This window comes from Patescibacteria group bacterium, assembly GCA_004297735.1.
GTDB lineage: Bacteria > Patescibacteriota > Saccharimonadia > UBA4664 > SCTI01 > SCTI01.
This window is the reverse complement of the sequence record SCTI01000001.1, coordinates 155,855-176,844: the sequence shown is the minus strand read 5'-3', so window position 1 is coordinate 176,844 and position 20,990 is coordinate 155,855. Positions and strand designations below refer to the sequence as shown.

Here is a 20,990-nt window from a genome sequence, read left to right as displayed (position 1 = left end):
GCCAATATTCCCCTTAATTGCTTTTTTAGTGTCGGTAGCGCGGCTCATGAAACCACCTCGCCACCAAGAATTTCAAGAGCCGAGGCCACCAGTTCAGCTTCCGGTGCCGGTGTTGGCGCTGGAGCCGCTGATGCCTGTCGGGTCTCAAGCTGAGGCAGAACCGTAAACTTTGTCCCATACACCTTGGCTAAAGCCTGCTCAATAACCTGCTTATTCTTGGTTTCTTTCAACCGATCGCGGTGAAACCCAAAACGACAGGCCAACACCACTTCGTTGTTTTCCCTGAACTCCACCGCGCAAGATGAGCGCAGTAAGGCGTATAGCGAGTTGTTGCGCTGCTTAATGTGGGTTAACGCCTTCATCCATAGCTCATCGCTATATTGAGCCGAACCGGTTGATGGCGCCGGTTGAGCGTCATCTTTTTTGGCCTCTGAGCTCGCCGGTGAAGCATTAGATTCAGTTTGAGTCGGGCTGATTGACTGCGCTTTTGAACTGCGAGTCGACGTTAATCGTGGCTTACTAGCTAGCTCGGGCTGACCTTTAATCAACCGCAGCAAAGCCGCTTCGAGCGCCAGCTGAGGCCAAGGTGACTTTAAAACCGGGAGCAGTAGCTCAATCGCCCAAATTGCTTCGCCTAAACCGGCGTCATCTTGGTTAGCCGCCGCGGCGCTACGAACTCGCGCCCGGTACACTCCAACCAGCTGTTGGGCCAACTGGGCTGGTTGAGCGGCTTCAGCTTGAGCCTCATCTATGGCTGCTAGCAAGCCTTTAGCATTACTTTCGTCTATAGCCCCAACAATTGACTGCACCAGCTCAGGGTCAGAATGGCCTAGTAGCTGCCGCAAAGCCACCGCATCGAGCTGCGCTAAACCGCTGTTTGCTGCTTGATCCAACATGCCGATTGCATCACGAAAGCTGCCCTGGCTGGTGGTTGCAATTAGCTCTAAAGCGCCATCATCTATCGCCACCTTTTCCTGATCGGCGATGTAGCGCAGGTGGGCCAGCATATCTTTGGTGCCGATCGCCCTAAAACGAAAGTTTTGAGTTCGCGATACGATGGTTTCGGGTAGCTTGTGAGCCTCGGTTGTGGCCAGAATAAAAATAGCATGTGCTGGTGGCTCCTCTAGCGTCTTGAGCAGGGCATTAAAAGCTTCGGTGGTCAACATGTGCACCTCGTCGATAATATACACCTTATAGCGACCCATCGAAGGCGCACTGGTAATTTTTTCGCGTAGCGCCCTGGCATCATCAATACCGCGATTGCTGGCGGCATCTATCTCGATCAAGTCCAGGTGGCTACCAATCTCAACCTTGCAGTTGTCGCAAGTGCCACAGGGGCGCTGAGCCGGATCTGTGGCGGTACAGTTAGCCGCCCGGGCTAGCAACCTTGCCACGCTCGTCTTACCAACCCCTCTGGGGCCAGTAAACAGGTAGGCATGGCTAAGATGATCGCTAGCGATTGCCGAGCGTAAGGTTTCTACCACCTGCTGCTGCCCCAACACGGTATCAAAATTTTGGCTGCGGTATTTGCGATACCAGGCCACCTGAGACACGTTAAACCCCTACTTACTACTAACACCAGTATAGCGCCGCTAACCTATATTTTCCAGATGGCAGTTGTACACAATCTGGGGATAACTACTAGACGAGGACGGCCTCGATTGCGGCCCAGTCGGCCTCACCCTCTTCGGGGATCACAATGGTTACCTGATCACCAGGTTGCGCCTTATAGTAGGTAACGCTGGCAAACAAAACTCGATAGTCGTGACCCTGATATTCAACATAATACTGGCCATCTTTAAGGTTGAGCGTACCAATCACCTTGCGACGGGCAATTGGAGAAATCTGCTTATACAAGAAAGAACCATCATCACCAATGGTCAGCTTAAGGCCATCGCCTTGAACTAGCTTTGATTTTGAGGCGTAGTTGGCCGGCACCGAATATGGCTTGCCATCTGGACCAATCATTCGCTCGCCGTCAAAACGACCCTCCATTACCTTTCCGGTAACCTCGGCTACGGTACGGCTTGGCGCCACCGTCTCGTCGTCGCCGACCAAGCTGGCAAGCAGCTCTTTGGCCCCGGCCAGGTTGGTCTCAGCCTGTTCTATTAGCTTTTTGAGAGTTTTGAGTTGTTTATCGGCAATGTCGGTCACAGGTTGTACCCTTTTGTTTTGGTATACCAAATTATACTTATTGAATCATGAAGACAGGCTAACGTCAAAGTTTGCCGCCTGAGCTTCTGGTAAGAAGCTTTACTTTGACGCTAGCAGGAGCTTGTTTACTGAAGCTCTACAGTTGCACCAGCGGCCTCAAGGGCAGCCTTAGCTTCTTCGGCCTCAGCCTTAGGAACGTTTTCCTTAATTGGCTTAGGAGCACCATCAACCAATGCCTTGCTTTCAGCCAGGCCCTGGCCGGTAATCTCGCGAACCGCCTTGATGACGTTAATCTTCTGGTCGCCTGCAGCAGCCAGAACCACGGTGTAAGCGCTCTTCTCCTCGGCGGCGGCTTCGTCGCCACCTGCACCTGGAGCTGCGGCTACAGCAACTGCTGGTGCAGCTGCGGACACGCCGTAGTGATCCTCAAGTACCTTAACCAACTCGCTCAGCTCAAGTACGCTCAGCTTGTCGATCTGCTCAACCAAGTCCTTAAACTTAGCTGGAACTTCTTTTTTCTCTTCTGCAGCTTCTACTGCTGGGGTCTCTTTTACTTCCTCTGCCATGATGGCCTCCTTATTCTTTTGCTTCTTTAATTGCGTTGAGTACGGTAACAATACCGCGAACATTGGCACCCATTACACCAACCAAACCACTCAAAGGTGCGGCAATCGTGCCAACCACCTGAGCAATAAGCTGCTCGCGAGTCGGTAGAGTTGCCAGCGCCTTAACCTCGGCTGGGCTCAGTAGCTGTCCGTCGCCGGTGATAGCACCAACGATTTCGAGCGCCTTGTGCTCTTTGGCGTACTGGAATACCACGCGAGCTGGCTCAACCTCGTCCTCGGTCGAAATGGCCAAAGCCATCGGGCCGGTAAAGGTTGCTGGGTCGATGTCTGCTAGGTTGGGCGTGTTCTTCGCCGCAATCCGTAACAGGGTGTTTTTGGTAACCGAGTAGTTCACACCCGAATCGCGAAGCTTACCACGCAACTCAGTAATTTCCGGCACCGTTAAACCACGGTAGTCGGTCATTACCATTAACTTTAGCTGTCCCAGGGTATCCTGGAGCTGAGCTACGGTCTCTTCTTTTCGCTGTCGAGTAATTGCCATCTTGGTCTCCAAAAACAAAAAATTCGGCGATTAGCCGAAGACGTCTCATTAAATATTCATGAACGCAGCATGAAATCTAATGTACCTCGGGAGCTGATTAAGCTTTGCGGCCGCTCCGGTCTTCAGTAATCTCAATGATTGTATCTGTTGAACCGATGTTTGTCAACTCTGGACCGAACCAAAGACGGCTTTTATGTACTCTTCGTGCTCCTTCCTTTCTTCAGCTGCACGGTCATATGGAGGGACATAGCCATCTTTAACGTTATTTTCAATCTCAATAAGCTTCTCGAAAGTCTCCTTAGCTTCGTCATTCATCCCCCACAATCTCAACGCAATCGCCAAGCGACTGCGGTACCACTGGTACCCCCAATGCAGACTGCGCCACTCACTATCAACTTTTTCTACTGGTATCAAACGAAAAATGGAACTATCTCTCGGGCTATCAATATCAATAGTAATCCCTTTGTAGGTGAAAACTTTCTGGCTCATATATTACCTCCTTTGTTTAAGCCGCTGCAGCACCGCAACTGCTGACTCCAGCTTCTTGAGTCTTCTTTCGTACGTTGGCATATTATTGGTATCTGCCAGGATGTCTTTTGTAATGCCCTCAGTGTTAGCCCTAAGGTTTTCAAACTTAACCTCAACATCTCGCAACCGCTCTAGAACCCCCTCAAACGATACTTTTTCTGCCCCCATTTCTGCGTCCTTATTTAATACAATACAGTCTGCCAAAACATAATTAAATATTGATTAAACCAGGTTTGAGGGCGGAATAATACCAGTTATTAAAGCCAAGTAGCAGACACATAATTTATTCATTAAACGAAACTCCCGCGCGTAGTGGCTACCACGCGCGGGGTTAAAAAGTCGGTCTTGGTCGGTACGTGCCAACCGGTCCGCTACGGCGACCATGCCGCTTATAGCTTGGCTTGAGTCGTCGCCGGGCGCGATACTGCTGCTGCTTGCGCCTCCGGCGCTCGGGTCGGCCAGGATCTGCTCGCCGCTGCTGATTAACATACCAGCGATAGGCTCGATCCAGCTTGCGCTCGCCTGGAGTCATTTGCTGCCCACGCGGCTTGATGACGTAAAACGCCCCCATGCACCCGTGGACGACACTCGGGTCAATCTCTCCTGCCTGAGCTCTCTTGATAAGCCTGTAGAGCAGTTCGCGATAATGCGGCCTTACGTGCAGCTCGCCGTTCAGGTCGAGCCCAATCCCGTTGAGTACCGCCATCTGACTATGCTCGGCCGCCAGATCAATTAGCTGTGTTTTAGCCGGCTTGATCTCGAACCCAGCCGCCCGAATGATTTGCAGGATCGACCTACGGAACCGTCTCCCGATCGGAGCACCCGAGGAGATAATCAGGTCATCAATGTAACGGGTATAGGTGATGCCGCCTCGCTCGGCAAACAACGTTGCGAGCGGCTGGTCGATTACCTCATTGGCGTACAGGTTGAACAGCTGAACTGAAACCAGCCCACCCGTCACCAATCCACCGCTTTCATTACCGAAGCAGTATCGAGCTACAAGTTCAATGTCTGACTCCGGCAACCCATGTTGGCGCAAGATGTCAGCCATCGCTTCTGGCCGGACGTGATCATACGCGGCCTTCAGATCATAGCAACACAGGTACTGATTGCCACGATGTGCCTTGACGTGGTTGACCACTTTGGATTTGCGAAGCCCAGCGGTGACGTATGGCATTTCAACATCAAGCCGGCTCAACGCCGCTCGAATCTGCAAGTGAATCTTGCGCATCGCTTTATTGGGCGCTGAAACCCGCCGAAACTTAACGTTTCCAGAGAGTCGATTTACATCTTTATGGATGAAGGAGTGAAACAGCGGCTCCTCCATCAACGCTTCCAGCTCAAGCTCAAGCTGGCCGGTGTTGTGAAGGGGCATGTTTGCTCCTAGATCGTAGAAGCCAGTAATCAGCCGGGGGCTACCGGAGGAGTAAGAATACTGGGTGCTGCGACCGCTCGTCAGAAGAGAACAAGAGTCTAAGCACATGGGTGTTGAGGCCACTACTGGCACACAACGCCTCGCCATCGGCAAGGATCGGTAGCAGGGTTAAACCTTCAACCTACAGGCCGACGTTTTACACCGAACGTCGGCGGAACATTCCGGTACTACAGCCCCCGACTGCACGAAGCAGGGCTAATTACCTTTGAAGCAGCTGCGACGTGTGGGTGCGCTCTGGGCGCACACGTAGTTTTACACAGCCAATTTGAGTCAAAAAGTCTAAATAGTTTTACTCAAAAAGATCCGAGTCAAATACAGTTACCCGATCAAAAACCGCCCAACCGGGCGGCTTGATGATCTAAAAAGTAGTTTTAGCGTTTGTTGCTGGCGGCAATTGCCTTGGTGACATCAATCTTGATGCCAGGGCCCATGGAGGTGGTCAACGAGATCGCCTCGACGTAAGTACCCTTAGCGGCGGCCGGCTTGGCCTTCATGATCGCCTGAATAGCGGTAGTCAGGTTTTCGAGCAGCTTGTCATCCGCAAAGCTAACCTTGCCGACCGGCAGGTGAACAATGGCCTGCTTGTCGATGCGGAACTCAACCTTACCGGCCTTAGCCTGCTCAACCGCCTGCGCTACGTTGGCAGTCACAGTACCACTCTTAGGGTTTGGCATTAAGCCACGCGGCCCAAGCACCTTAGCAGCCTTGCTGAGCTTGGCCATCATGTCTGGGGTGGCAATTAGGGTATCAAACTCAATCTTGCCCTTGCTAATGGTCTCAACCAGGGCTTCGTCGCTGACGATATCGGCACCTGCCTTCTTGGCATCGGCATGCTTATCGGTTGGAGCAATTACGGCCACGCGAATGGTCTTACCGGTACCAGCTGGAAGCACCACGGTTGAACGCACCATCTGGTCGGCCTGCTTAGGATCAACTCCTAGGTTCATATGCAGCTCAACCGAAGCATCAAACTTGACCTTGCTGGTCTTCTTTGCCAGCTCAATTGCCTCAGGTAGCTCGTAAAACTTACCCTCTTCAATCAGCTCACGGGAGCTCAAGTAGTTTTTGCCGTGACGGTTCTTTGGGTTAGGCGTGTGAACGATTTTAGGCTTTACTGGAGCCTCTTTATCCTCTTTGGCGGCCTCTTTGCGGGCTTCTTCTTCGTCGGCCTCTCGCTGAGCCTTAGCGCTGCGCTTACCAGCCTTGGTGGTGCGAGGCTTGCTATCCTCATCAACCGTGTCATCTGGGGTTTCGTCGGTGTTTTCTTTGGCAGCGTTATCGGCTGGAGCTTCGTCAGTTACAGCCTCGGCCTGAGCTTCAACCTGCTCGTCAGTAACGATTTCTTCGTTCTGGATCTCTTCTTTCTTCTTTGCCATCATATTCTCCTGTGGTTCAAGCGGCTTTCGGCCTCCCACCGTTGTTGATTAATCTTGTACTTTTACGCCCATGCTGCGAGCGGTACCAGCGATCACCTTAAAGGCAGCCTCCGGATCGTTAGCGCTTAAATCGGGCATCTTCTTTTCGGCGATTTCCATCACCTGCGACTTAGTTAAAGTGCCGGCTTCTTCTTTTAATGAGTTGCCAGCGCCCTTTTGGATGCCAGCGGTGCGACGAATGATGTCGGCGGTTGGCTCACCCTTGGTGGTAAAAGTGAAGCTGCGATCTTCATAAATGGTGACCTTAACCGCCAGCTGAACATCCCCTAGCTCCTTGGTTTGGTCGTTAAAGGCGTTAACAAACTCCATCATGTTTACGCCCTGGGCACCCAGAATTGAGCCCACAGGAGGCGCTGGGCTAGCCTTACCGGCTCCTAAACGGAACTTTACGTTTGCCTTAACTTTCTTTTGCTCTGCCATATTAATCCTTTCGTGGTGCAAACGGCTTAATCAGCCTCCCACCTTAAACTTAAATCTTTTTAACCTGCAAGCTATCGAGTTCAACCGGTGTCTCGCGGCCAAACATACTTACTAGTACCTTAATCTTGCCCTTGCTCTCGTCGATCTCATTGACCGAGCCGTCAAAGCCCTTAAATGGACCATCAACGATATTAACCGTCTCATTAATGTGGAAGTCGATCTTGTACTTAGGCTCCTCAACACCCATGCGCTTCTGAATGTGGCGCACCTCATCCGGATCGATTGGGGTTGGAGTAACTCCGCTGCCAACAAAGCCGGTGACGTTTGGGGTGTTGCGAACTACAAACCACGAGTCTTCGGTAACATCCATCTGCACCAGTACGTAACCTGGGAAGATGCGGCGCTCAACAATGCGACGACGACCGTTCTTAATCTCAATCTGATTTTCTTTTGGCACAATCACATCAAAAATCTTGTCGTGCATGTTCATGGTGACAATACGCTGCTTGATGTTTTCGGCGACTCGATCTTCATATCCTGAGTAGGTATGAATCACGTACCAGTGCTTGTTTGCGGTCGACTCGGTCATAACTTATCCCTTAAGAATTATTTGCTTTAAAATCTGACCAAAAATGTAGTCAACCACCCCAATAAAGACGGCTAAGGTTAGAGCGAACACCACTACGATAATGGTTAATCGAACCGCTGATGGCCGCGACGGCCAAACCACCTTGCGTAGCTCGGTCCACGACTGCTGTACATATGTGACCAAACGATTCATCGATCTCCTTTTGACAAAGCCAGCGTTGCGCTCTTGCTCATATTTTTGGCAATTTTAAAAAGCCCGGCGGCTTTTGCTCAATTATAAGATGAGCCATCGAAAAAGTCAACGGTGCCGCAGCGTCTGGACCCGGCCGGCCAGCAGGCGAAGTTGACGGCTCGGGAAGCACCGTGCCACCCAGTAGCGATACTGCCGCAGCCACATCCGCGACTCGAGTTGCAACGAAGTCACAAACAGCAGGGTGATGAACAGCCAAGTAGCTGCTGCTACCAGCAGGGTTACGGTCAGATGATTGTACTCCGAAAAATGCTGATTGAGGTAAATCACCGCAATTGCCGCCCCAACCACCACCAAAATGCCGGTTATCCAAGCCCTGATCAGAGCCAGCGATAGACTGCCTCCAGCCTTGGCAAAGGTTCGCCAGCCCAACTTATAGGTTTGAGTGGAGCTCATTCCGCCAATTATGGCTGCCGGTATGGCAATGTGGCGAGACACCAGGGCCCCTAGTAGCAGCCAAGCCGCAACCGCGTTCAGCGCAAGTAACAAGCCGGTTTCGGCCCAATCTGGCAAACCAAGCCTGCCAACCCCCTGCCAGCCAGCGGCTGCCAGCGATACCGTTATTATGACCACAATTACTGTCATTAAGTTGATGTTAACAACATCCATAAACCCGCTTCGAGCGGCCGACCACCACTGCCTCCGCTCTACCGGACGATGATCGGAGGCCCGTGACATGCCGTACAAGATTGCCGATTGCGCTAAGGTCAAAACCGCAAAAATTAACAAAGCCGCAGCGACTACGGCGTAAAGCACAATATCCACGCCAATCAAAAACCAGACCATCGCTCCAAATATCGCCGCCAGAGGCACTGCCACCAAGGTTGCCACCTTGAAGCTAAAGCCAAATGGGTGCGGCTTGGTGTCGGTAGGTGGCTGCAGCTTATGCTCCTTGGTTGACTGATTGGGCTCATCAAGCTTGGTTTCAGCCTGTTTTTGAGCCGGTGGCGCTATTGGGGCAACAGGCTGATGGGTTGCTCGAGCAGCCGCTGGCTGGGCGGTTGTACTGTAGCGTAGATCTAAAGCCGAGTCGGTAGCAGCGGCCGACTTAACCGGTACAGCCTTCACCTCAGCCTCAGCTCTTTTTGTCACCTTAACTTCCTTAAGCTTTGGTTCGATGGGTGCTTTTGGCTTGGCAGCAACAGGTTTTTTAACCGCTTTTGGTTTACCAGCACCAGTAGCCGACTTTATTGCCACGGGTGTTGCTACCGCCACCGGATCAGGCTGTTTTTTAACCGCCGGCTTAACCGAAACCGAACCCCCTGCCGGTGCCGTATAGGGTTCACCACAGTTGATACAAAATTTCTGTCCTTGGATTTCAACTATATCTGTTGAATCACAATTTTGGCAGCGTTCAGACATACATCTATTATAAGCTATTTCCAAGCGTAAGCACAATCATTGATTTCCCCGGCTTCCCCAGGTACTTTGTGCAATATTACAAATTAATGGGTATGCCGTCTGGAAAAGCGCTGCACCAACAACCCGATCAGCAAAACCAGTATTACACCCAATAACACAATCAAAACCGCACTAACGGCAGGAGGCATCCATTCTCCATCTCCAGACACTTTTTGACCAGCGGTTTCACCCCGTAAAAATAGCTGCGTTTGTTGGCTGGTTGCTGGCGACTGCAACACGGCACTAGCCGACGTACTTGCCTGACCAGAGCCCTCTCCGGTGGGCTGCAACTGCTGTTCTGGCGTTGACTGTAGCCCCGATACTCCCTGCTGAGGGTTAACTGTCGACTCTGACCCCTGCATATAGCCTAAGAACCAGCCCGCTTATTAGGCTTTTTAGGCTTGAGAGCAATTCCTACTTCGTCCAATCTTTCGGTTGGCATTGTGGTTGGAGCGCCCGTTAAAGGATCGCGAGCATCGCCGGTCTTAGGAAAAGCAATAACTTCGCGAATATTTGGCTCACCAGCTAGCAGCATCAATAAACGGTCTAAGCCCCAGGCGATACCTCCATGCGGCGGCGTGCCATATTTAAAGGCCTCCAGTATATGGCCAAATCGCTGCTCAGCCTCTTGACGACCCAGCCCGAGCAGTTCAAACACCTTAGCCTGCAACTTAGCATCGTGGATTCGAATTGAGCCACCGCCAACCTCAAAGCCGTTTAGGGCTATGTCGTAGGCTAGAGCGCGGACCTTGTCGGGCTCAGAATCAAGTAATGGCATGTCTTCTGGATTAGGCGCGGTAAACGGATGGTGAACCGCGTCGAGCTTACTGCCTTCGGTAGCAATCTCAAACAACGGGAAATCGGTCACCCAGCAAAAGGCGAACTCCTTGGGGTTATTCTTATCTTTGCGCAAATCTGGCTTGTCGGTACCGTGCTGCTCCATCGCTTCCGCGTAGGTTAAGCGCGGAAACGGAACGGTGGTAATCTGAGCATCTGGCACCGTCTGCTGCACCACTTTGATTAAAAGCTTCTCGTTGAGTCGTAGAATGTCTTCTTGGTCAACAAAGGACATTTCTACATCCAGCTGAGTAAACTCGGGCTGGCGATCGCCTCGCTGGTCCTCGTCTCGTAAGCAGCGGACAATCTGGTAATACCGCCCAATTCCGCCAACCATTAGCATTTGTTTAAACTGCTGCGGCGACTGCGGTAAAACATAAAACTGATCCGGATGCAGTCTGGCTGGAACCAAGAACTCACGAGCACCCTCAGGAGTACCCTTAGTAAGAAGCGGCGTCTCAACTTCGGTAAAGCTTTGTTCGTCGAGATGATTACGTAAAATGCTGTTAACTTGGTGGCGTAACTTTAGGTTTGCGACCATCCGTTCGCTGCGCAAGTCCAGATACCGGTGCTTTAAGCGCAGCTCCTCATTAACATCCAAGGTGTCCTTTTTAACCTCAAATGGTAGCTCCTGGCTGTCATTAAGCACCTCGACCGACTCTGCCCCCAGCTCGACGGTGCCGGTGACTAGTCTGGGGTTGATGTAGCGCTCTCCCCGTTTGCGAACAGCACCACGTATCGATACTACGTACTCAGGCCCAAGTTTAGGTAGAGTTGAAGGGTCATCGACCACCACTTGCAGTAAGCCGGTGTGGTCGCGCACCTCAATAAAAGCAATTTTACCCATATCGCGTATGGTGTGGACCCAGCCCTGTACCACCACGGTTGAGTCAATGTGATGCAGAGTTTCGGCGACTTGAACCGCTGGAGTAGAAGATTTCATAGCTACTACAATACCGTTTTTTTAGCTTAAAAGCCACCTAATGACGGCAGTGGGGGCAGCTTTCTTCTTGCCGAGTGCCCATAATCCAGGCTCGCCAGGCCAGTCGAGCCGGTAGCAGGCCCCAAAACAGCTTAAAATCAACCCAGCGACGACCCCACCAGCCAATTCTCCCAAACAGTTGAGTGCCCCTGGGGGTATTAACCGCGCACCAGTGTGGCCCAACCGGAATTGCACCAACCGGAGCTTTTGGAGCATAAGTTGGCAGTGGCAAACCATCTTCAAGCGAGCGCATAACCTCTGCCAGGTACCGGCCATCATATAAGGCGGTCTGGGCCCAGCCAGCATGTTGGGTTGAGGCGCTATCCCCCGCCACCCACACGTGAGGAGCGGCCGACAGGTGCTCATCAACCTCTACCTTTTGGCCCTTGGCCAACTTAAACAGCTTTGGGTGATCGGCAAACAACGGGTTGTTGGTCATTCCGGCGGTCCAAATAACGGTGTGAGTATCGATATTGCCGTCAGGCAGCTTAAGTTCGCTTGCGGTCTCACCCTTAACCGCCACGCCGGTGTAAACTCTTACCCCTAGTTTCTCCAACCGATAATGAATCATCTGCCCAAAACGCTCTGGTAGAGCTGGCAGTATTCGCGGGGCAGCCTCGACCAAATCAACCGTAAAGGGCTTGCGGATGTTGTGATTCTGCCGCAGTTGCTTAAGGTAGCTGACCAGCTCACCTGCGAGCTCTACCCCGGTTGGGCCGCCACCAACCACAACGTAATGACCATCCGGCTTGTGGCCAGCTGTTAACTCCGCGTGTAGATGCTGCTTAAGCTCAGCCGCCTCGGCTATCGATTTCATGCCATAAGAAAATTCTGGCAAGCCAGCGATGCCAAAGTAAGCGGTTACGCTACCCAAAGCCAAAACCAGCTCGTCATAATGATAGCGTTCTTTGCTTTGGCAGGTAACCGTTTGATTTTTGGCATCAATTTTCTTGACTTGATCGTAAACCACCTCTACCCGACTGCCGGCGAAAATATCAACCAGCGGCACCTCAACCTCCAAGTGCGAGCGGCCGGTAACCGATCGATACAGCGCCGCATGATACTCAAAGCTGCGCCGATCGCTAATCAGGGTGATATGAAAGCGATGATCCCGGTCTAGCTCGCGGGCCAATTTAATACCAGCAAACCCTGCTCCGACAATTAAAACGTGCTTCATAGCCATCCCCTCATGCGGTAAAACATCATTGCTAGCGGTTCGTAGCCTCGCCATGCGTCCCGACTACGCGTCCATTTTTGGCTTGAGCGCAGGTCAAACTCAACCGCGCCGCGCAAGTCATCGGTAGTGACCCAGCTAATCCCTAACTGAGTACAAACAGCCTGGACTCGCGGCAGATGGTAAGCGTTGGCCAGTAACACAGCGGTTTTATAACCTCGCTGGCGCATGGCCTCCTTAGCCTGCATCGCCACCTCTTGGGTGTCTAAATATTTGCCTTTGCGGCGGTGTTTGGTAATTTTAATGATTGGCTGAGTCGGTTTTTTAACCTGCTTAAGATACGCATCTGCAATTTCCCACTGCAAGATTTTTGGTAGATGGTCGTAGTGCCTGGCCGCTACTGCCGCCAAGTCCTCATTACTTAAGCCCGGCTCAATCCGTTTACCCTTACCCCTATAGCCAAAAGAAAACCCAATCACACAGTCGGCCTGGCTCAACTCCCCACTCTGCTGGTAATCGCCGGTCCAGGCTCGGCGCAAAGGACCAAGCGGCATGGTTAAAATACGAAACGGATTCATACTGTTAAGTATCGGCCGGCTCTAAGCCAAAGTCAATAAAACGCTTATGCTATTAGGTTGAAGCCTAAAGCCTGCTCAACCTAATCCTAGTGTTCCGAGCGTAACTCGCGTTCTGGTACAAAGAACATCAATACCATGGCCACTACCGCCAACACAAAGGAGACAAAGAACACGCCGGTCACCGCATCGGTCAAAGCTAGCTTGGTGGCCGCCATAAAGGTATCAAAAGCCTGTAAAATCATACCCTTAATTTGTGGCGGCAAAGTCAGTGAATGTAGCTGCGCCGTAATTTGATCCACCGCATCACGGTTCTGAACCACATCCGGGTTCTTAAGCACCGGCTCCAGCTGTTGTGGCAAGCCCTTTACCGAAATGTTTTGGATCTTGTCGCTCAGAATATTGTTAAACACCGCCCCAAGCACGCTTGCGCCAATTGCTCCTCCCAGCGTTCGGAAGAAGGTTACCGAGCCGGTTACAACGCCCAGATCTTTATTGGGGAAAGCATTCTGAATTATGATCGGCATTACCGAGAAGGTTGGCCCAATACCAAGGCCCAGTAGAATCATATAGGTTACCACCTCGGCATGGCTGGAATCTACCTTTAGCTGCGACATCAGGTACATGCCTAGCGACATTACTGCCAGCGCTGCTACCACCAACCACTTATAGCGTCCGGTTCGCGACACTATCTGCCCCGATACAATATTCATCACCACTAGCGAAAACATCATTGGCAGCAAAATGATACCGGAGTTGGTTGCGCTTGAACCCTGAACCATTTGTACAAAAATTGGGATGTACAGCACAGCCCCAAACATCGACAGGAACCCAAGCATCACGATGATGTTACCAAGAGTAAAAATACGCTCCTTAAACAGTCTCAGCGGCAGTAACGGATCGGCCGCCGTGTGCTCAATCCAGAGGAAGATTGGCAGCATTACTGCCGACAAGCCAAACAGGCCTAGTATTTGCGGGCTATTCCAGGCGTACTCGTGACCGCCCCAAATTAATGCCAGCAAGAAAGGAATAACCGTAGCGGCCACTCCAACCGAACCCAGCCAGTCGATCTTGCCGTGGGCATCACGGGTGATGTTAGGCAGAGTTCGACTTGCAATTGCCAGCGCGGCAATACCAACCGGTAGGTTGACTAAAAAGACCCAGCGCCAGCTAAAGGTATCGGTTAGCCAGCCGCCAAGGGTTGGCCCAACCACCGAAGCAATACCAAACAGAGCCCCGATCATGCCAATGTATTTGCCCCGCTCGCGGGCCGGGAACACATCGGCAATAACGGTAAAGGCGCTAGCCATCAAACCTCCACCACCAACACCTTGAATTGCGCGGCCCAGGATAAGCATCCACATCGCGTGAGACATGCCGGCCACCAAAGAGCCAAGCAAGAAAACAATGACGTTGAAGTAAAACAACTTTTTGCGGCCGTAGATGTCCGACAGCTTAGCAGTTATTGGCGTGGTTACCGCTGCCGCCAGCATATAAGCCGATACCACCCAGCCGATCTCGCTAAGTCCGTGCAGATCGCCAATAATCTTTGGCAACGCCGTACCCACGATGGTCTGGTCCAGCGCAGCCAAAAACATACCAGCCGCAACTGCGATTAGCACTCCAATTTTTTGCTGCTTCGATAAGTCCTTCATTCTTTTTTGCTACCCTTCTTGTGTAATAGTTGTCTAGTTAACTATTATTCTATACAGACAAAACTAACATGGCAAGCTTTTTATTCTTAATAAGAATAACTTCAAAACCAAAAGTAAAGGCGGACGAGGTAAACCCGTCCGCCAAAACTCTTTACTACACTACTCAGGTACCTCAAGGGTAACGTTGCCACCTCGGCAGAGGCAGTAACGCGCCACTTTGAGGACCACCTTGTCCCACAACGGGTGATCGGTATCGATCGCCACCTTGACGCCATACTCGGTCGGCATGTCGCAGTCGCTATCGTCCCAGTACCACTCACTACGGAGCGCGGGGAACTCTTCTTGGAGGTAGCCCTCCAGGGTGTGAACGAACTCTTCTTGCGTGATGATGTAAAGCACGGCTTTTCCTCCTATTGTGGGTACAAAGGAGGATGCCAAGGGCTGAGCATTGGAAGCTCGGTTGCCACTACTGCGGCAAAGCAGCCCAGGCGCCATGTACTACTGTAAAGAGCTGAGGATTTCTCCCCTGAGCCGATCAGTCGAGCTGACAGACTCGGGGGTGAGCCCAGATTAACGCACTGGGCGTTGAGGTGATACCTCGCGTAACCGCTGCTAGCGGGCGTCCTGCCGGAAGTCCTTGATGACCCCCTGGACGCCGATGACCAGGATCAGGAGTAAGAACCAGCCGGTCGCAGCGCAGGTCGAGACCAAGATCGCGGCCTCCCAGTCGGATCCGACCACTCCGTCTTCCACGATCCACCCGGCAAGGGTGGAGCCGAAGCCCGTGGTGTAGCCGACCACCGCACCGGCAACCGCCACCACCACAAGGGAGATGCCGACGCCGGGGAAGGTGTCCAGCCAGTCGACTGAGTTCTTCAGAAACTTACGCATTGATTCCCTCTCGGGTAGTAGGTGCAGGTTTCACGTCTCTTATCGAGAGTGATAATTGCCATAATACCATACTACTTATGTTTTGTCAATATATCAAATTAAATCTATTGTTTTGGCTTGAAATCGAGGGCCACCGAATTAATGCAATATCGCTGCCCGGTAGGGTTTGGTCCATCAGGGAACACATGCCCTAAATGAGCTCCGCAGTTTGAACAGCTCACCTCTACCCGATGATGACCCAGACTGTAGTCGTCTTTAAACTTTACGTTTGATTTACTCACTGCATCATAAAAGCTTGGCCAACCGGTGCCGCTCTCAAACTTGGTGTCCGAACTAAAGAGCTCCTGCCCACATGCGACACACCGATACATGCCACTCTCTTTATTGTCTAGGTAGGCTCCACTAAACGGCGCCTCTGTACCATGCTCTCTAACAATCCGGTACTGTTCGGGCGTCAGTTTTTGCTGCCAAAATTGATCTGACTTGTCTGCCGCATCTTTGATCATACTTATATTATATACAATTATTCCATGGCAGGGGTGGCAGGACTCGAACCCACGACACTCGGTTTTGGAGACCGATGCTCTACCAGCTGAGCTACACCCCTATATCAGATAGGACCACATAATTGTATCTTATTAATGCCTATTTGTTGAGTAAAACTGGGCTCATGGCGTCCTATATCCATGAGCCCGCTGGCATTTTTAGTTCTGCATACTGGCTTCGCTAAGCTGGGCGGTCACAGCTCTTTCAAGAAGCCTTCTAAGTAGGCGAGTCAGTCCAAGCTGTGCAATACCAGAAGCAATTCCGCTGTTGATGTACTCCTCAATGTCTAGTACAACGTCACGCCAAATCTCCCCGTAGCCAACTCCGTACCTGACGGCCTCATATATGGTGTGCCGGTTGAGGTGATATTCAAGCTCAAACGGAGTAAAGGCTTGGCTGCAAGCCGGGCAGTAGATATGGGGCAGCCAGCTGACGTCAAAGTTGGTTATGCGACCCCAGATGTAGCCGCTGCTGGTGTTTTCGCTCCAAACTGTGCCATTCCAAGATTCCCCCGGAGCAAGGCTTTTTAGCCTAACCTTAGTCCTTGTTCTGAGGCCATATACCTCAACCGCGTCTGTCTTTGGATTGTTCTGAAACAGATGGGCGGCAAAGGTCATGCTAGAAAAACCAGGGGATTTTAGCTCAATGCTTGCCCTGCTAAAGCCTTGCAGCGTAAAAAACTTCCACGGGTCTTCGAGGTTATTGCGCTTTTCAAGCAAGATAGCCACGATCAACTCCTAGTGAAGGTGCAGAATGGCTAGATTATGCGATAAGTGCGCTCACAACGCAAGGCTATGAGCAGGTGAGCTACTTGCTCTCTTTAAATTCAACAACCTTGTTAAGGCGCTTAGAATACTTTTTCATCACTAAACGATCAGGGGTGTTTTTAGGATTCTTGGTGGTGGTGTACACCGTCTCCGGATCCTCGTTTGAACGCAAAGTGATGATTGGGCGGTTCTTTTTAGCCATTTACTTGGCTCCTTCTGCTTCCGGCATCACAATGGCGGCAACAACATAAAAAATCAGCCCCGGGAACACACCGGTCACTAGGATGAAGAATGCCATGCCTAGTCGAACGATGGTAGGGTCAAACTCAAAGTATTCAGCAATCCCGCCGCAAACGCCGGATAGCTTCTTGTCTTTACTTAAGGTTAACTTTTTAGTCTTAGTTGCCACTGTTTTTCTCGGTTATTTACTATAATTATACCATAAAAATTACATGGAGCCCAGGACGAGGATTGAACTCGTGACCCCTTCCTTACCATGGAAGTGCTCTACCACTGAGCTACCTGGGCGAGATGATGCAATTTGGTGCCGGGTGAGAGATTCGAACTCCCGAAGGCGTACGCCAGCAGATTTACAGTCTGCCCCCGTTGACCGCTTGGGTAACCCGGCATAGATTTTCTGGAGCCGACGACAGGAATTGAACCCGCAACCTACAGTTTACAAAACTGTTGCTCTACCATTGAGCTACGTCGGCAGGACGCATACCTCGGTCGGCCAGCTGTCTTTCAACCGAATTAGCATAGCATTTTAACCTGGAACATTCAACCAGCTTTTAGGCTAGATGCGAGTCGGCTTTTGGCGGCGTAAGCGCTCGTCACTCGGGTCAAGAGTGGCTATTTGCTTGCGCACGGCTTCGGCCTTAGCTGGCTGACGACTGGCTTCGTAAGCATCAGCCAGTAGCCACAAAACCCTTGGACTCGCCTCAAGCTGTACCGCCTGCTCTAAAGCTTGTATCATCCGGGGGTTGTTATCAAGCTTTTTAAAGGTTTTGGCTAGCCCAATATAGCGCTGCAGCGTTGGCTCAAACATCACCGCCTTTTCGAAAGCCGCCGCGGCCTTCATGTAGTTACGATTTTCAAAGAAAGCCAACCCTAAATTATAGTAAGTCGTGCCAGACGGCTTGAGCTTGGTCGACATCTCGAATGCCTCAATCGCATCAGGATAGTTCCGCTGGGCCGAGTAAAGAGTCCCCATCCGGCTGTAAGTTTGAACATGGCGATGATCTATTTTAAGGATTTGCATATAAACCTTTTCGGCGGCGGTATATTTGCCGGCCGCCCGTAAACGTCGAGCGTAATCGGTGAGCTCCTCAATCTTGTTTTGGTTGGCGACAGCGGGTGCCTTGGGGTTTAACCGAAGCTTTGGCGCGCCACCAAGCAGCCGGAATAAAAAGAAGGCGGCCGCGGCGATAATCAGTAAGCCAATCACGTACTTACTCCCGCCTCCAGCACATAGGCCTCAAGCGCAACGCGCGGAGCGATATGGGCTTTTAGCCGCTGCTGAAGCTTTTGGATCGCCTCAAGCGGCTCCGGTAGCAATCGGTCGGCATGACGAGCTTGAAAGTGCGCTAAATCGGCAAGCGCGCTTAGGCATTCTGGGATCTGCTGTGGTGCCGTGGCTAGCGTGGCGGCTACCTGCAGCCGGTCAAACAGTTGGCCCTCAACCAACCCTTGAGCGGTTTGTTGAATCTGCTGAGCGTGTTGAAGCTGGTCGACGTCCCGAACCAACCTAATGGCCTTGCCAACCGCGCCATGACTAAGAGTAGCGGCGTGACGAGCGGCCTGCTGGTCAATACCGTACTGCTCTAACAAGAAACCCTCAATCGCCTTAACCGAAAGTGGCGGCACGTACAGCAAACGACAGCGCGACACCACCGTATCCAGTAGGGCGGTTCGGTCAATGGCAGTCAAAATCAGCAAGGTGTCCACCGGAGGTTCTTCGAGCAGCTTGAGCAACGCATTTTGAGCCGGCAGGCTTAAACTGTCGGCATTATGAATAATCGCTATCCGACGCTGGTTGTCGCCATATGGTCGATAATTAAGGGTGTGATGAAGCTGGTGAACCGCTTGTACGCCAATTGTGTTCTTAGCATCTGGTTCAACCAAGATAATGTTTGGGCTAGAACCGACGGCGGCCAGTACGCAGGCGCTACAGCTGCCATTTTCGCAACCAGCACAGGTTAAACGCCGAGCTATCTCGCGAGCAACCGTAAACTTGCCCACGCCTTCCGGGCCAAACAGCAATACCGTACGCTTCGGGTGTTTTATGAGCGCGTTTATTTGTGAGTCAGTCTGAGGGTGGACAAACAGCTTCATGAACCCATTATACCTTGTTACGCAAGGCATCAAGGTAGTCGCTAAGCTCTTGTGGCAGGGGGCTACTCACCTTAACCGTCTTACCTGACGGTGCTACAAACTCAATCTGCTCGGCGTGCAAAAACTGGCGGTTCAAACCAGGAGTTGGTTCGCCATAAAGAGTGTCTCCCACCACCGGATGCCCTAAATGAGCAAAATGAACTCTAATCTGGTGTGTTCGGCCGGTTTCTAGACCAATTGAGACCAAACAGGCACCGGCTAATCGCTCAAGCACCTGGTAGTGAGTGACCGCTTGGCGACCATGCGGCAGCACCGCCCTCTTAATGGGAGTGGTTCGATTGCGGCCAATTGGCAGTTTAATAGTCGCTTCATCTTCGTTTAAGCGCCCCCGTACTAGCGCAATATAGCGCTTGTCTACCTTACGTTCACGAAACTGTTGCTGCAAGTAAGCTTTAGCCTTGGGGTTTTTGGCCAGCAACATCACCCCGGAGGTGTCCTTGTCGAGGCGGTGAACAATACCTTGGCGGTCATCGTCATCGTCCTCTACGCCTTGAGCCGCAGCAAAGGCCGCCACCGTTGGCTGCATGCGACCGGTTTCGGTATCATGCACCACCAGGCCGGCAGGCTTATCAATTGCCATGACGTCATCATCTTCGTATAAAATCGTTAAATCGGGTGCCTCAAAACCAACTTGCGGTTCGGGTTGGGTCACAGTTATCTGCTCTCCCCCTTCAACCTGCCACTTAGCTGGGCGTAGCTCTGAATCTACCTTCACCCTCTGTTCCTTGAGCATCCGCTGGACCTGGCTGCGAGTTTGACCAAGCAGCTGGCTCAAGGCGACATCCAGCCGCTGACCCGCCGCCGATTCCGGAATACGCTGGGCCTGACTCATCGGATTAAGGCGGAGGCCTTGTTGAGGTCGGCTTTGGCTCCAAGAATTATTAAGCGATCACCCGGGTAAATCACCTCATTGCCGGTTGGCCTAACCTTGCTGGTGCCATCAGAGCCGTTAATTGCAATCACAGTTGCGCCAATTGCTCCTTCTGTCAAAGCCTTGCCCAGATGATGCCCGGCCAGGCGCGAACCGTCGCCAACCACCATTTCCTCAACCTGTAGGTCGGTACTTGCACCCGAGCTACTCACAATGTCCATATAGTCGACCACACTCGGTCGCAACGCCATGGAGGCCATGTGGTAGCCTCCAATTTGGTATGGCAAGGCAACGCGATCGGCCCCAGCACGCTTTAACTTAACCTCATTTTCCGCCCGGTTGGCTCGCGCCACAATGTAGATATCGGGGTTGATGGCCCGCGCCGCCAGGGTTACCAGCAGGTTGGCTGAATCATCACCCAAACTCGCTACCACTCCGGCTGCGTGATCGATGCCGGCTTCGCGCAAAGCTTGTTCTGAAGTGCTGTCGGCCTGAAAAGCGGTGTAACCCAAACCAACCGCGTCACCTACCTTGGCCTGGTCGCGATCCATCCCAATAAACTCAATTTCTTCAATCGCCATCTCGCGCGCAACCTGGCTGCCAACGCGGCCTAATCCACAAATAATATAGTGCTGTCTCATTTTTTTAACTTTTGCCGCCAATCGTCTTTTCCGTACATTATCGCTTACACCCATCATATATTCAGCCATCCACTTAATCAAATAGCCGATGATAGCCAAACTAGAAATAATTAATAGAATGTTTAATACTCGGGCCGCTGGATCATGCAGCTCAACGTGTCCATAGTGTCGCAGCATAATCAACATCGACTGGTAACTAGCATCACCCAGCGATAAACCTTCAAAATGCATAAACCCAACGGTCCCAACGACAACTGCCAGGACGGTAAAACCTAGTATTTTCCAGGGTGTATGATATGCGCTCACCCCATCATTATATAATGGTTACGCTTGCCTGG

General features: G+C 51.8%; 26 protein-coding genes, 4 tRNA genes and 1 pseudogene. All 31 read right to left on the bottom strand.

The genetic code is table 11. From position 1 onward, the window contains the following. Positions 1–44: 44 nt before the first annotated feature. Positions 45–1,553 carry a DNA polymerase III subunit gamma/tau gene (gene dnaX / locus EPO04_01100; GenBank protein TAK89686.1) on the bottom strand — a complete coding sequence of 503 codons (1,509 nt, stop codon included), beginning with the start codon at positions 1,551–1,553 and terminating at the stop codon, positions 45–47. An 88-nt stretch (positions 1,554–1,641) separates the two neighbouring features. Next, positions 1,642–2,154: a hypothetical protein gene (locus EPO04_01095; protein ID TAK89685.1), complete on the bottom strand. Its 513-nt coding sequence runs from the start codon at positions 2,152–2,154 to the stop codon at positions 1,642–1,644. Positions 2,155–2,279: 125 nt separating this feature from the next. Next, positions 2,280–2,720: a 50S ribosomal protein L7/L12 gene (locus EPO04_01090; GenBank protein ID TAK89684.1), complete on the bottom strand. Its 441-nt coding sequence runs from the start codon at positions 2,718–2,720 to the stop codon at positions 2,280–2,282. A 10-nt stretch (positions 2,721–2,730) separates the two neighbouring features. Beyond that, positions 2,731–3,261: a 50S ribosomal protein L10 gene (locus EPO04_01085; GenBank protein TAK89683.1), complete on the bottom strand. Its 531-nt coding sequence runs from the start codon at positions 3,259–3,261 to the stop codon at positions 2,731–2,733. Between the two features lie 162 nt (positions 3,262–3,423). Then, positions 3,424–3,750, bottom strand: a complete 327-nt coding sequence (locus EPO04_01080; GenBank protein ID TAK89682.1) for a hypothetical protein — start codon at positions 3,748–3,750, stop codon at positions 3,424–3,426. A 3-nt stretch (positions 3,751–3,753) separates the two neighbouring features. Continuing rightward, the gene (locus tag EPO04_01075; GenBank protein TAK89681.1) at positions 3,754–3,957 is read right to left on the bottom strand and encodes a hypothetical protein; all 204 of its coding nucleotides are present in this window, start codon (positions 3,955–3,957) and stop codon (positions 3,754–3,756) included. Between the two features lie 163 nt (positions 3,958–4,120). Then, positions 4,121–5,311, bottom strand: a complete 1,191-nt coding sequence (locus tag EPO04_01070) for a hypothetical protein (protein ID TAK89680.1) — start codon at positions 5,309–5,311, stop codon at positions 4,121–4,123. Beyond that, positions 5,287–5,334, bottom strand: a pseudogene (locus EPO04_01065) (hypothetical protein). The gene EPO04_01070 and the pseudogene EPO04_01065 overlap by 25 nt, the downstream one beginning before the upstream one ends. Before the next feature lie 261 nt (positions 5,335–5,595). Beyond that, positions 5,596–6,600 carry a 50S ribosomal protein L1 gene (locus EPO04_01060; GenBank protein ID TAK89789.1) on the bottom strand — a complete coding sequence of 335 codons (1,005 nt, stop codon included), beginning with the start codon at positions 6,598–6,600 and terminating at the stop codon, positions 5,596–5,598. A 48-nt stretch (positions 6,601–6,648) separates the two neighbouring features. Further along, entirely contained in the window at positions 6,649–7,080 is a 432-nt protein-coding gene (gene rplK, locus EPO04_01055) for a 50S ribosomal protein L11 (GenBank protein ID TAK89679.1), read from the bottom strand. Positions 7,081–7,129: 49 nt separating this feature from the next. Further along, entirely contained in the window at positions 7,130–7,669 is a 540-nt protein-coding gene (gene nusG, locus EPO04_01050; GenBank protein ID TAK89678.1) for a transcription termination/antitermination protein NusG, read from the bottom strand. A gap of 3 nt (positions 7,670–7,672) precedes the next feature. Then, entirely contained in the window at positions 7,673–7,861 is a 189-nt protein-coding gene (gene secE / locus EPO04_01045; protein ID TAK89677.1) for a preprotein translocase subunit SecE, read from the bottom strand. Positions 7,862–7,966: 105 nt separating this feature from the next. Further along, on the bottom strand, positions 7,967–9,280 hold the full coding sequence (locus EPO04_01040) for a hypothetical protein (GenBank protein TAK89676.1): 1,314 nt from the start codon (positions 9,278–9,280) through the stop codon (positions 7,967–7,969). A 406-nt stretch (positions 9,281–9,686) separates the two neighbouring features. Beyond that, positions 9,687–11,099, bottom strand: a complete 1,413-nt coding sequence (gene aspS, locus EPO04_01035; protein TAK89675.1) for an aspartate--tRNA ligase — start codon at positions 11,097–11,099, stop codon at positions 9,687–9,689. Positions 11,100–11,136: 37 nt separating this feature from the next. Continuing rightward, on the bottom strand, positions 11,137–12,369 hold the full coding sequence (locus EPO04_01030) for a hypothetical protein (protein TAK89674.1): 1,233 nt from the start codon (positions 12,367–12,369) through the stop codon (positions 11,137–11,139). Beyond that, entirely contained in the window at positions 12,312–12,890 is a 579-nt protein-coding gene (locus EPO04_01025; protein ID TAK89673.1) for a hypothetical protein, read from the bottom strand. Before EPO04_01025 ends, EPO04_01030 begins: the two co-directional genes overlap by 58 nt. Before the next feature lie 86 nt (positions 12,891–12,976). Next, positions 12,977–14,542 (bottom strand): DHA2 family efflux MFS transporter permease subunit, encoded by a 1,566-nt coding sequence (locus EPO04_01020; GenBank protein ID TAK89672.1) that lies wholly within the window; start codon positions 14,540–14,542, stop codon positions 12,977–12,979. Positions 14,543–14,701: 159 nt separating this feature from the next. Continuing rightward, complete coding sequence (locus EPO04_01015; protein TAK89671.1) at positions 14,702–14,941, bottom strand: hypothetical protein; 240 nt, start codon at positions 14,939–14,941, stop codon at positions 14,702–14,704. 213 nt (positions 14,942–15,154) lie between these two features. After that, entirely contained in the window at positions 15,155–15,433 is a 279-nt protein-coding gene (locus EPO04_01010) for a hypothetical protein (protein ID TAK89670.1), read from the bottom strand. A 104-nt stretch (positions 15,434–15,537) separates the two neighbouring features. After that, on the bottom strand, positions 15,538–15,939 hold the full coding sequence (gene msrB, locus EPO04_01005) for a peptide-methionine (R)-S-oxide reductase (GenBank protein ID TAK89669.1): 402 nt from the start codon (positions 15,937–15,939) through the stop codon (positions 15,538–15,540). Positions 15,940–15,964: 25 nt separating this feature from the next. Further along, positions 15,965–16,040, bottom strand: a tRNA-Trp gene (locus EPO04_01000). A gap of 97 nt (positions 16,041–16,137) precedes the next feature. Then, positions 16,138–16,707, bottom strand: coding sequence for a hypothetical protein (locus EPO04_00995; protein TAK89668.1), 570 nt, complete (start codon positions 16,705–16,707; stop codon positions 16,138–16,140). A 79-nt stretch (positions 16,708–16,786) separates the two neighbouring features. Next, positions 16,787–16,948, bottom strand: a complete 162-nt coding sequence (rpmG, locus tag EPO04_00990) for a 50S ribosomal protein L33 (GenBank protein ID TAK89667.1) — start codon at positions 16,946–16,948, stop codon at positions 16,787–16,789. Further along, positions 16,949–17,155 carry a PspC domain-containing protein gene (locus EPO04_00985; protein TAK89666.1) on the bottom strand — a complete coding sequence of 69 codons (207 nt, stop codon included), beginning with the start codon at positions 17,153–17,155 and terminating at the stop codon, positions 16,949–16,951. It lies immediately after the preceding gene. Between the two features lie 44 nt (positions 17,156–17,199). Continuing rightward, positions 17,200–17,274: transfer RNA gene (locus tag EPO04_00980), tRNA-Thr, on the bottom strand. 14 nt (positions 17,275–17,288) lie between these two features. Continuing rightward, positions 17,289–17,374, bottom strand: a tRNA-Tyr gene (locus tag EPO04_00975). A gap of 10 nt (positions 17,375–17,384) precedes the next feature. Beyond that, positions 17,385–17,459, bottom strand: a tRNA-Thr gene (locus tag EPO04_00970). Between the two features lie 83 nt (positions 17,460–17,542). After that, positions 17,543–18,193 (bottom strand): tetratricopeptide repeat protein, encoded by a 651-nt coding sequence (locus EPO04_00965; GenBank protein TAK89665.1) that lies wholly within the window; start codon positions 18,191–18,193, stop codon positions 17,543–17,545. Next, positions 18,190–19,110 (bottom strand): DNA polymerase III subunit delta', encoded by a 921-nt coding sequence (locus tag EPO04_00960; protein ID TAK89664.1) that lies wholly within the window; start codon positions 19,108–19,110, stop codon positions 18,190–18,192. Before EPO04_00960 ends, EPO04_00965 begins: the two co-directional genes overlap by 4 nt. Further along, positions 19,088–19,972, bottom strand: coding sequence for an RluA family pseudouridine synthase (locus EPO04_00955; protein ID TAK89663.1), 885 nt, complete (start codon positions 19,970–19,972; stop codon positions 19,088–19,090). The genes EPO04_00960 and EPO04_00955 overlap by 23 nt, the downstream gene beginning before the upstream one ends. Beyond that, positions 19,969–20,958 (bottom strand): potassium channel protein, encoded by a 990-nt coding sequence (locus EPO04_00950; GenBank protein TAK89662.1) that lies wholly within the window; start codon positions 20,956–20,958, stop codon positions 19,969–19,971. Before EPO04_00950 ends, EPO04_00955 begins: the two co-directional genes overlap by 4 nt. Positions 20,959–20,990 lie beyond the last annotated feature (32 nt).